Genomic DNA, 10,653 nt, shown 5'->3' with positions numbered 1-10,653 from the left:
CGCCCCGCGCGCCGGGCTGCCCCGCGCGCCGGGGCCGCCCCCGCCCCGCGCGAGCTGCCCCGGCGCCGGGCAGCGCAAGGGCGTCAGGGGGTGGGGTGGCTCACGCGCATCTCGTGTTCGATGTCCCGGGCGGTCACTGACAGGGCGCCCACCAGCTCCGGTAGCCGGGTGCGGGAGAAGCGGCTGGTGGGCATCGACACCGACAGGGCCGCCTGGGCGTGGCCGTCGGGGCCGCGTACGGCACGGCCGACGGCGGTGACGCCCGACTCGGTCTTGCCGGCGTTGATGGCGAAGCCCCGCTCGCGGACGTTGCGCAGCTCGCGGCGGAGCGCCGTCAGGTTGGGCCGCTGGTCGAGCCGGTCGGCCCACTTGTCCTCGTCGTAGAGCCCGTCGAGCCGCTCCTGCGGCAGGTCGGCGAGCAGGACCTTGCCGCCCGAGGCCAGGTGGGCGGGGAAGACCATGCCCTCGCGGTTGCCGACCCGCAGCGCCTGCGTGCACTCGACGGAGCCGATGAAGCGTACGTGGTCGCCGGAGAGTATCTGCAGGTTCGCGCTCTCCTGGACCCGTTCGACCAGGGCGGCGAGGTGCGGCATGGCGACCGCGCGGAGCAGCGCGGTGTGCGACTGGGAGCGGCCGCCCAGCGAGAGCACCGGCCCGGCGGCGTACTGGTGGTCCTCGCGGCGGACCGCGAAGTCGCGGTAGACGAGCATGGCGAGCAGCCGGTGCGCGGTGGAGGGCGCCACCCCGAGCCGCCGCGCCGCCTCGCCCACCCCGAACGGGCCCTCGACCTGGAGCATGACCGCGAGCTGCAGCGCGTGATCGACGCTGCGGACCAGATAGTTGGGAGGATTCTTCACAGCAGAATCTCCTATTCTTTTCCGCTCCCCACGATACAAGCTGGAGACCCGCGGGAGCGGCGGCGTGCCGTCGCGCCGTCCCGCGTCGAGGACGCTAGGAGTGGACATGACCGAGATCGCGAACTCCCCGGTTCGCCTCACCGCGGTCGACTCGCCGGATCAGCCGACGCCGTCGGCGGCCCTGGAGGAGCTGTACCGCGGCTTCGAGAAGGAGCTGCTGGTCCCGCTGTGGACCGAGATCGGCGACCTGATGCCGGTGCACCCGAGGAGCAAGGCGGTCCCGCACCTGTGGCGGTGGGAGAACCTGGTGGCGCTGGCCGGCGAGGCCGGGCACCTGGTGCCGGTCGGCAGGGGAGGGGAGCGGCGGGCGATCGCGCTCGCCAACCCGGCGCTCGGCGGCCGGCCGTTCGCGACGCCGACGCTGTGGGCGGCGATCCAGTACCTGATGCCGGGCGAGGACGCCCCCGAGCACCGTCACACCCAGCACGCCTTCCGTTTCGTGGTCGAGGGCGAGGGCGTCTGGACGGTCGTCGGCGGCGACCCGGTGCCGATGCGCCGCGGCGACTTCCTGCCCCAGGGCGGCTGGAACTGGCACGCCCACCACAACGCCGCCGACCGGCCCATGGCCTGGATCGACGGCCTGGACATCCCGTTCCAGTACGTCACCGAGTCCCAGTTCTTCGAGTTCGGCCGCGACCGGATCAGCGACGCCGAGCGCACCACGCCCGAGCGGTCCCGTTCCGAGCGGCTGTGGGGGCATCCGGGCCTGCGGCCGGTGTCCGCGCCCGGTGCGCGGACCTCCTCCCCGCTGCTGGCCTACCGGTGGGCCGACACCGACCGCGCCCTCGCCGACCAGCTCGCGCTGGAGGCCGAGGGTTACGCCGGCACGGTCGAGCCCGGCCACGCCGCCGTCCGTTACACCAACCCCACGACCGGCGGCGACGTGCTGCCCACCATCCGGGTCGAGATGCACCGCGTGCGCGCCGGCGCAGAGACCGCGCCCCGCCGGGAGACCGGATCCTCGGTCTACCAGGTCTTCGACGGCAGCGGCCGGATCACCGTCGGCGACCGGTCGTGGTCGGTGACCCGTGGCGACCTGTTCGTCGTGCCGTCCTGGACGCCGTTCTCGGCGCGCTCCGAGGCGTCGGCGTCCGACTCCGACTCCGGCTCGCTCGACCTCTTCCGGTTCAGCGACAGCCCGATCTTCGAGGCGCTGCGCCTCGACCGCTCCGACGTGGAAAGGCCGCAGGCATGAGGCTCGCCACCATCCGTACCTCCCAGGGGGGCACCCGCGCCGTGCGGGTCGAGGGGGAGACCCTGGTCGACCTGGGCCTCGCCGACGTCGGCGAGCTGCTGGCCCGGCCCGACCGGGCGGAGCGCGCCGCCCGGTCGGGCGAGCCGGTGGCGGCGTCCGGGTTCGCGCCCGTCGTGCCGAACCCCGGCAAGATCGTCTGCGTGGGGCTCAACTACCGCAACCACATCCTGGAGATGGGCCGGGAGCTGCCGCGGCACCCGACGTTGTTCGCCAAGTATCCCGAGGCGCTGGTCGGCGCGTACGACGAGATCAGGCTCCCGCCGGAGTCGGACCAGGTGGACTGGGAGGCCGAGCTGGCGGTCGTCATCGGGACGCGGGTGCGGCGCGCGGACGAGGCCGAGGCCGCCGCCGCCATCGCCGGGTTCGCCGTGCTCAACGACGTCACGATGCGCGACTGGCAGTACCGCTCGCCGATGTGGCTCCAGGGCAAGACCTGGGAGGCCAGCACGCCCTTCGGTCCTTATCTGGTCACGCCGGACGAGCTGGAGGGCGGCGTACGGCCCTCGCTCACGCTGACCGGCTGGGTGGACGGCGAGCAGGTGCAGCAGGCCGACACCGCCGACCTCGTGTTCGACCCGGTGGACCTGGTCCGCTACGTCTCCACGATCCTCACGCTCAACCCCGGCGACGTCATCGCCTCCGGCACGCCGGGCGGCGTCGGCCACGCCCGCAAGCCCGCCCGCTACCTCGCCGACGGCAGCGTCCTCGCCACCGAGATCACCGGCCTCGGCCGCTCGGAGGTCAAGGCCGTCGCCGAGGCGGTCGCGCGATGACCGGCGACCGCGGCCGCGCCGACGGCCTCCGCTGGACGGCCGAGGGCAGCGCGATCTTCTTCGACGCCCTGGCCGGGCTGCCGGACGAGCGCCTGGACGCGCCGACCGCCCTGCCGGGCTGGAGCGGCAGGCACCTGCTCGCGCACGTGGCCGCGAACGCCGACGCCCTGGCCAACCTGGTGCACTGGGCGCGCACCGGCGAGGAGCGCCCCATGTACTCCTCGCCGGAGCAGCGTGACGCCGACATCGCGGCGGGCGCGGCCAGGCCCGTCGCCGAGCTGCGGGAATGGGCGGCGCGGGCCGCCGACGACCTCGGCGCGCGCCTCGCCGAGCTGGACGAGCGGCAGTGGAAGGAGCACGTCCGCACCGCGCAGGGCCGTACGGTCACCGCCGAGGAGATCCCCTGGATGCGCGCCCGCGAGGTCATGGTGCACGCCGTGGACCTCGGCGCGGGGGTGACGTTCGACGACCTGCCCGCGGACTTCCTCGCGGCGTTGGTCGGCGACATCGCCGCCAAGCGCGCCGCCGCCCCCGGCCCGGCGCTCACGCTCACGGTCACCGGCGGCGGAACGTGGTCGATCCCCGGCTCCGGGCCGGCCGTCCCGCTCACCGGGACCCTCGCGGGCCTGGCCGCCTGTCTCTCCGGCCGGGGCTCGGGCGGCGTGACCGGCGAGGCGGGCGGCCCGCCGCCCGAGCTGCCGCGCTGGCTCTAGCCGCGAACCTGAAGAGGAAAGGAACGGACATGGTCGGAAACGGCCGCGACGTCGACGTCGTCGTGGTGGGCGGGGGCATCGGCGGCCTGGCCAACGCCCTGGCGCTGACGCGCAAGGGCCTGCGGGTCCGGGTGCTCGAACAGGCCCACGAGTTCGGCGAGGTGGGCGCGGGCCTGCAGATCGCGCCCAACTGCACGCGCATCCTCGACCGGTGGGGGCTGCTCGACGAGGTCACGTCGCTCGGCGTGCTCCCCGAGAGCATCGTCATGCGCGACGCCATCGACGGCGAGGTCCTCACCCGGCTCGACCTGCGGGACGTGGAGCGGCGCTACGGCTTCCCCTACCTGGTGATCCACCGCAGCGACCTGCACGGCACGCTGCTGCGGGCCTGCCGCCGGGCCGGGGTGGACCTCGTCAACGACGTCACGGTCACCGGGTACGAGCAGGCCGCGGACGGAGCGGTCGCCGTGCACGCGGGAGGGCGCGAGCGGGGCGCGGTCGTCCTCGCCGCCGACGGGCTCCGCTCCGTGGCCCGCCGCCTGCTGAGCGACGACGAGCCGGTCAGCTCCGCCTACGTCGCCTACCGGGGCGCGGTGCCGTTCGAGCAGGTCGCCCGGCTCGACGTGCAGCCGAAGGACGTGGTCGTGCACGTCGGCCCGCGCTGCCACTTCGTCCAGTACGCACTGCGCCACGGCGAGATGTTCAACCAGGTCGCGGTCTTCGAGTCGCCGAAGGCGCTGGCCGGCGAGGAGGACTGGGGCACGCCCGACGAGCTGGACGCGGCGTTCACGGCGACCAGCGAGCAGGTGCGGGCCGGGCTGCCGCTGATGTGGCGCGACCGCTGGTGGCGGATGTTCGACCGCGATCCGATCGACGACTGGGTACGGGGCCGCGTCGCCCTCACCGGCGACGCCGCGCACCCGCCGCTGCAGTACCTCGCGCAGGGCGCGGTCATGGCCATCGAGGACGCGTGGGTGCTGTCCGAGCACGTGGCCCGCCTGACCGGCCCGACCGGTGGCCCGGCCGGTGGCACGACCGGTGGCACGGCCGGCGTGGACTGGGACGCCGCGCTGGCGGCCTACAACGCCGTCCGTCCCCTGCACTGCCGCCGGGTGCTGACCACGGCCCGCGCCTGGGGCAGGCTCTGGCACCACGACGGGGAGCGGCGGGAGTGGCGCAACGCGGTGCTCCGCGAGCGCGACGTCCACGACTACGCGTACGTCGACTGGCTCTTCGGGCCGACGGCGCTCACGCCCGGCGAGCTGCCGCCGATGTTCCCCGGGTACGACGGCGAGCCCGCCCTGACCTGATTGCGGTCCGCCGTAACGACGGTTTCGGGTCCGATCGGCCGAAGATTTCGGGAGCGCTCCCAAAGCTTAGGTGCTCCGCTTCACCTGCGCTTACGTAGTCTTCGGCCTCCGGACGCCTGTCTGGAAGGCGACGGACGCCCATCGACGGCCTTTTCGTGCGGGGTCTTGACATCGCAGGCAGACGATTTACTCAAAAGTTTGACCACCCTTTTGGACGTACCGCCCAGCAGGCTTTGAGCTGGTCTTTTGCTGTTGTCTCACAAGCAGTCAGTATCGATGCAAATTCCGGCGAGTCCCTAATTTCATATTGAGACCGGCTCCGTGGAGAGGGATGTCATACTGCGCTGGGAGCGCTCCCGCCGACCCGTCCCCGACCTCCGAGGGCCCGGTACGTGAATCATCCCGACCCCCCGCTCGACACCCGCCGCCCATGGGCCGCGCACATCTGGTGGATCGCCCTGGCCGCCGGCGCCGCCGGCTTCGCCTTCGTCTGGCTGGCCACCCCGCACACCCGCGACATCGAGGCCGCCTGGCAACTGGCCGCCAAACTGCTCGCCTTCGCCTGCCTGTGCTGCGCGATCGCGTTCTTCCCGTGGGTGTCGCCGCGGCTGCACTGGCTGCTGTACGTCCCGTTCGTCGTCCTGACCGGCTATCTCGTCCCGCGCATCAGCTGGTTCTACTACGGCGACGGCGCCCGCGCCCACGGCGACTCCTTCTACACCCACCTCTATCTGCTGCTCTATCCGGGCATCGTGCTCTCCGTCGCCGCCGCCTACCGCATCGGCGGCGGCTCGCCAGGCCGCTGCCTGAAGATCATGGCCACCGGCGTGCTGATCGTCTTCTCCGGCTTCCTCGACGTCATGTGGCAGGTGGTCAACCCGGTCACGATCCCCGAGACCATCGACGCCCCGCACATCAACCTGTTCACCGGCGGGCCGATCTCGTTCGGCGCGGCGATCTGGTTCACGCTCGCGCACGTCCCGATCATCGCCGGGATCAACCTGCTGCCCCTCGACCGCTGGATCGAGCGCCTGACCGGCGCCGCCCCGAGGAGGTGACCGATGCCCATCGAGATCTCGGTCGCGGCCCCCGCCTACAACGAGGCGGCCAACATCGCGGCGGCCGTCACCGAGTGGCGCGACTACCTGGAGCGCCACCCCGAGGTCGCCGCGTGGGAGATCGTCGTCTGCGACGACGGCAGCTCGGACGGCACCGGCCGGATCCTGCGCGAGCTCCAGGCCGGCTGCCCGCGGCTCACGGTCGTCACCTTCGCCAGCAACCGGGGCGCGGGCGCGGCCATCGCCGCCGCCATCGCGGCCACCCGTCTGGAATGGGTGGTCCTGCTCGACTCCGACGGCCAGTTCCCGATCGCCAACCTGGACGCCTTCATCGGGCGCATCCAGGCCGGCGGCGTGCTCGCGCTGTCAGGGGCGCGGATCAGGAAGGCCGACAGCCTGCCGTACCGGTGGGGGTCGGCCGCCAGCGGCGCGGTCAGCAACCTGCTGCACCGCACCCGCTACCGCGACTTCAACTCCATCTTCAAGGTCGTGCACGGGCCGCTGTTCCGGGCGCTGCCGCTGGAGTCGGCGGGCATGAACTGCTCCACCGAGATCACCGCCCGCGTCGCCGAGCTCGGCCACACCTGGACGGAGCTGCCCATCGAGCACCGCGAGCGGGGCGGCGGCAGCCGCGGCTGGCGGTTCTGGCGCGGCGCGCGCGACCGGGCGCTGTTCGTGGGCTACCTCGGGCTGCGGCACTGGCTGCTGCGCCGCGGCGTGCTGCGCGTGCCTGAGCGGGGTCTGCCTGAGCCGCGCCTGCCTGAGCCGGGCCCGCCCGAGCCGCGCCTGTCTGAGCCGGGCGAGCACGTCGGCGTGCCCGTACGGGAGGCCCGATGAGGGTGGCCATGTTCAGCGGCGGCCGGGGCGCGGCCGGCATCGCGCGGGCCCTGCTGCGCACGCCGGGCCTCGACCTCGCCCTGCTCGTCAACGGCTACGACAACGGCCTGTCCACCGGCGCGCTGCGCCGCTACCTGCCCGGCATGCTCGGCCCGTCCGACTTCCGCAAGAACCTCCTGCTCCACCTGGGCCGCGACGACCCGCGCCGGGCGCTGCTCGAACACCGGCTGCCGCCCGGCAGCACCCTCGCCGACCTGCACAGGATCGCCGGGGCCGCCCCCGAGCCGGTGGCGCGCGACCTGCGGATCTTCGCGGCGCGGCTGGCCGCCGGCCCCGGCGGGTTCGACCTGACGGACTGCGCGCTCGGCAACCTGGTGTTCGCGGGGGCGTACCTGCGGCTCGGGGAGGACTTCAACGCCGCCGTACGGGCCTGCGCCCGCACGTTCGCCACCCCGGCGCGGCTGCTGAACGTCACCGACGGCACGAACGCCTACCTCGTCGCGCTCAAGCAGGACGGACGGGTGCTGGCCGACGAGGCCGACATCGTCGGCCCGCAGGACGCCGCCGCCATCACCGATCTGTTCCTGCTGCCCGCGCCGCTCACCGGGCCCGAGCTGGCCGGGCTCGCGGGGCTGCCCGCCGAGCGGGTGCGCGAGCTGCTGTCCCGCCGCGCCGTCCCCGCCGCGCCCGACCCCGAGGCGCTGCGGGCGCTCGCCGACAGCGACCTCGTCGTGTACGGCCCCGGGACCCCGCACTCCTCGCTGCTGCCCAGCTACCTCACCCAGGGCGTGGCCGAGGCCGTCGCCGGTGGACGGTCGGCGGCGCGGGTGTTCGTGGTCAACGTGGGCAGCGACCACGACGTCCAAGGGCTGAGCGCGACCGACCTGGTGGACCGGGCGCTGGCGTACCTGGGCGACCCCGGCAACGAACAGCGCCTGATCACCCACATCCTCAGCCACGACGGTGCCGCGGGCGGGCCGGCGGTGCCGCGCGCCGTCGCCGAGCGGGGGACGTGGGCCGGCGCCCGCTGGATCGCCGCCGACCTGGAGGACCCGTGCCGTCCCGGCAAGCACCACGGCCCCCGCACCGTGGCGGCGCTGCGGGCGCTGCTCGGCGAGACGCCCCTGGCGCGGGCCGGATGAGCGGGGAGCGGTCCTGGCGCGTGTGGCTGTGTGACCTCGACGGGACGCTTCTGGACTCCTTCCCCGCGCACGAGGCCGCCTTCCGACAGGCGATCGCCGAGCTGGTCCCGTCCCGGCTGACCGGGTTCAGGTACGCCGAGCACGCCGGGGCGAGCACGGCCGCCGTCGCCGCCCGCCTGGCGGGGGACCCCGATGTGGCCGATCGGCTGGCCCGGCGCAAGCAGGAGCTCTACCGCGAGCACGTACGCGCCGGGCGGGTCCGGCCCTTCCCCGGCACGCGTCTCCTGCTCGACCGGCTCGCCGCCGGCGGGCGGACGGCGTACGCGGTGACCGGCGGCAGCCGCGCGTCCGTCGCGCGGGCGCTGGCCGGCACCGGGCTGGCGGACGCCTTCCGCGACGTGCTGACCGCCGACGACATCCCGGTCAGCAAGCCCGACCCGGAGGTCTACCGCCTGGCCTGCCGCCGCTGGGACGTGGACCCGGCGGAGGCGGTCGTGCTGGAGGACTCCGCGCACGGGGTGGCGGCGGCGCTCGGCGCGGGCCTCGCGACGCTGCACGTCCACACGGCCGAGCCGATGCCCGGCGCGATCGGGGCGGGCGACCTGCACGACGTGGTGTCCCTGGTAGGAGAAGAGATGAACGGCAGTGAGTGAGCGGGGGGTGTGCGCCGTCGTCCCGGCGGCGGGGCGGGGGACCCGGCTGGGCTCCGGCGTACCCAAGATCATGATCGAGGTCGCGGACGGCGTGACGCTCTGGCACCTGCTGCGCAGGCGGCTGCGGCCGGCCGCCGGGCACGTCCACGTCGTCGTCTCGCCCGACGGGGAGGGCCCGTTCCGCGAGCTGGCCGCCGGGGACCTGGCCGGCGGCGGGGTGTCGGTGAGCGTCCAGGAGCGGCCCACGGGCATGGGGGACGCGATCTTCGGCGCGGCGGCCCGGCACTGGGCGGCGTACGAGACGATCCTGGTGGTCTGGGGCGACCAGGCGAACCTGTCGGCGGAGACCGTGCGCGCGGTGCTCGCCGCGCACCCCGGCGAGGGCGTCACGCTGCCGCTGGTCGCGATGGCCGACCCGTACGTGGAGTACGAGCTGGCCGGCGGCGAGCTGGTCCGCGTCCGGCAGTCCAGGGAGGGCGAGGAGTGCCGGCCCGGCGGGCTCAGCGACGTGGGCGTGTTCTGCCTGGCCACGGACGGGCTGGAGGCCGCCTGGGCCCGCTACGTGGCAGGGGCCGGGCGGGGCGCGGCCACCGGAGAGGTGAACTTCCTGCCGTTCCTGACGCATCTGTCCCGGGTGGAGCGCCGGCCGGTGACCGTCGTGCCGGTCGCCGACCCGGCTGAGGCGCGCGGCGTGAACACGCCCGATGACCTGGAGTTCGCCCGCCGGACGTACCTGCGGTGCCCGGACTGAGCGCCCCCGAGCGCCGCAGCACGCGCGGCTGGCTGGCCGCGCACCGGTGGGCGGCCGGGCCGACCCTGGTCAGCACGCTGGCCAGCGGGATCGCCGCGGCCACCACGCTGGTGATCGCGCGCGGAGCGGGGGCGGCGGCGTTCGGCGACTTCACGGTGGTGCTGTCGATCGCGCTGATCGTCACCGTCGGCATGCTGACCAGCCTCCACTACGTCATGCTGCAGGAGTTGCCGCGCGCCGCCCCCGAGGAGCGGCCGGCGCTGCTGACGACGGCGCTGCTCGCCACCCTGGCCGTGAGCGCGGCCCTCGCCGGGCTCGCCCTGCTGGCGGCGCCGCTGCTCACCGCCGCGCTCAACGTGGACACCGGGACGCTGGCCGCCGGGCTGGCGCTGGCCGCGTCCATGACGGTCAACCAGCTCGCGGAGAGCTTCCTGCGGGGGCTGAAGCGCTTCGCGTTCGTGGCGTGGCTGAAGCTGGCCGTCGCGCTCTGCTACCTGGGGGCCGCCTGCTTCTGCCTGCTGGTGCTGGGCGTGCGGGAGGCGGAGCCGTACCTGGCGGCGCTGATCGTCACGAACGCCGGGTTCGCCGTGGTGGCGGTGGCGGCGGCCCGGCCGCGGCTCGGGGCCTGGTCGGCGCGGCTGGCCGTGACGCTGTACCGGCACGGCGGCTGGGTGACCGCGATCGCCGCGCTGAGCGGCGTGCTGTTCGGGGTGGACGTGATCTTCCTCAACCACTGGGCGCCGGCGGCCGACGTGGGCGTCTACTCCGTCTACAACGGCTTCCCCAAGCGGCTGATGGGCGTGGTGTTCACCGACGGGATCGGGCTGGCGCTGCTGCCGCTCATGGCCACCACCGACAAACCCCTGCTGATGCGGCGGATCGCCCGGCTGGCGCCCGCCGTGGCCGTCGCGACTGCCGTGCTCTCCTTCGCCGCGAGCCTGGTGTTCTTCCTGCTGATGCGCGGCGCCTACCCGTACGCGCCGGAGCTGATGGCGCTGTCCGCGCTCGGCATCGGCCTGCACACCGCCTTCAACCTGTACTCGGTGGCGCTGTCCATGGACGGGGTGCGCGGCGCGAAGGTGCTGGCCGGCTGCCTGCTGGTGAGCGCGCCGCCCGCGCTCGCCGTGCTCGCCGTCTGCGTGCGCAGGGACGGGCTCACCGGCGGGCTGGTGGGCTTCGCGCTGGTCAACCTGGTCCTGCTGGCCGTCGTGGGGACGACGGCCGCCCGGAGATACCGCTCGTGA

General features: G+C 74.3%; 11 protein-coding genes. 10 read left to right on the top strand and 1 reads right to left on the bottom strand.

All coding sequences use genetic code 11. The annotated features are described in order from the left end of the window. Positions 1-83 precede the first annotated feature (83 nt). Positions 84-857, bottom strand: a complete 774-nt coding sequence (locus ABD292_RS43765) for an IclR family transcriptional regulator (protein WP_344218378.1) — start codon at positions 855-857, stop codon at positions 84-86. A gap of 100 nt (positions 858-957) precedes the next feature. On the opposite strand from ABD292_RS43765, the gene ABD292_RS43760 reads away from it, so the two are divergent. From ABD292_RS43760 to ABD292_RS43715, 10 genes are all read left to right on the top strand, one after another. Next, positions 958-2,112 carry a cupin domain-containing protein gene (locus ABD292_RS43760; RefSeq protein WP_344218376.1) on the top strand — a complete coding sequence of 385 codons (1,155 nt, stop codon included), beginning with the start codon at positions 958-960 and terminating at the stop codon, positions 2,110-2,112. Continuing rightward, on the top strand, positions 2,109-2,945 hold the full coding sequence (locus ABD292_RS43755) for a fumarylacetoacetate hydrolase family protein (RefSeq protein WP_344218374.1): 837 nt from the start codon (positions 2,109-2,111) through the stop codon (positions 2,943-2,945). Before ABD292_RS43760 ends, ABD292_RS43755 begins: the two co-directional genes overlap by 4 nt. Beyond that, positions 2,942-3,658 carry a maleylpyruvate isomerase family mycothiol-dependent enzyme gene (locus ABD292_RS43750; protein WP_344218372.1) on the top strand — a complete coding sequence of 239 codons (717 nt, stop codon included), beginning with the start codon at positions 2,942-2,944 and terminating at the stop codon, positions 3,656-3,658. The genes ABD292_RS43755 and ABD292_RS43750 overlap by 4 nt, the downstream gene beginning before the upstream one ends. Positions 3,659-3,687: 29 nt before the next feature. After that, positions 3,688-4,968, top strand: coding sequence for an FAD-dependent monooxygenase (locus tag ABD292_RS43745; RefSeq protein WP_344218370.1), 1,281 nt, complete (start codon positions 3,688-3,690; stop codon positions 4,966-4,968). 392 nt (positions 4,969-5,360) lie between these two features. Beyond that, complete coding sequence (locus tag ABD292_RS43740; protein ID WP_344218368.1) at positions 5,361-6,026, top strand: hypothetical protein; 666 nt, start codon at positions 5,361-5,363, stop codon at positions 6,024-6,026. A 3-nt stretch (positions 6,027-6,029) separates the two neighbouring features. Beyond that, positions 6,030-6,863: a glycosyltransferase family 2 protein gene (locus tag ABD292_RS43735; protein WP_344218366.1), complete on the top strand. Its 834-nt coding sequence runs from the start codon at positions 6,030-6,032 to the stop codon at positions 6,861-6,863. Then, positions 6,860-8,005 (top strand): 2-phospho-L-lactate transferase CofD family protein, encoded by a 1,146-nt coding sequence (locus ABD292_RS43730; protein ID WP_344218364.1) that lies wholly within the window; start codon positions 6,860-6,862, stop codon positions 8,003-8,005. The genes ABD292_RS43735 and ABD292_RS43730 overlap by 4 nt, the downstream gene beginning before the upstream one ends. Next, a complete protein-coding gene (locus ABD292_RS43725; RefSeq protein WP_344218362.1) occupies positions 8,002-8,658 on the top strand; it encodes an HAD family hydrolase in 657 nt (218 codons plus the stop codon). The genes ABD292_RS43730 and ABD292_RS43725 overlap by 4 nt, the downstream gene beginning before the upstream one ends. Then, positions 8,651-9,409, top strand: coding sequence for an NTP transferase domain-containing protein (locus ABD292_RS43720; protein WP_344218360.1), 759 nt, complete (start codon positions 8,651-8,653; stop codon positions 9,407-9,409). Before ABD292_RS43725 ends, ABD292_RS43720 begins: the two co-directional genes overlap by 8 nt. Next, positions 9,397-10,653, top strand: a complete 1,257-nt coding sequence (locus ABD292_RS43715) for a hypothetical protein (protein ID WP_344218358.1) — start codon at positions 9,397-9,399, stop codon at positions 10,651-10,653. The genes ABD292_RS43720 and ABD292_RS43715 overlap by 13 nt, the downstream gene beginning before the upstream one ends.

It is taken from the genome of Nonomuraea bangladeshensis (genome assembly GCF_039529455.1).
GTDB classification, from domain to species: domain Bacteria; phylum Actinomycetota; class Actinomycetes; order Streptosporangiales; family Streptosporangiaceae; genus Nonomuraea; species Nonomuraea bangladeshensis.
This window is presented reverse-complemented; position numbering and strand designations above follow the sequence as displayed.

Bases quoted from the DNA above. Each gene is read 5' to 3' on its own strand.
- ABD292_RS43725 (WP_344218362.1), top strand. From the start codon at position 8,002: ATGAGCGGGGAGCGGTCCTGGCGCGTGTGGCTGTGTGACCTCGACGGG.
- ABD292_RS43750 (WP_344218372.1), top strand. From the start codon at position 2,942: ATGACCGGCGACCGCGGCCGCGCCGACGGCCTCCGCTGGACGGCCGAG.
- ABD292_RS43755 (WP_344218374.1), top strand. From the start codon at position 2,109: ATGAGGCTCGCCACCATCCGTACCTCCCAGGGGGGCACCCGCGCCGTG.
- ABD292_RS43730 (WP_344218364.1), top strand. From the start codon at position 6,860: ATGAGGGTGGCCATGTTCAGCGGCGGCCGGGGCGCGGCCGGCATCGCG.
- ABD292_RS43745 (WP_344218370.1), top strand. From the start codon at position 3,688: ATGGTCGGAAACGGCCGCGACGTCGACGTCGTCGTGGTGGGCGGGGGC.
- ABD292_RS43735 (WP_344218366.1), top strand. From the start codon at position 6,030: ATGCCCATCGAGATCTCGGTCGCGGCCCCCGCCTACAACGAGGCGGCC.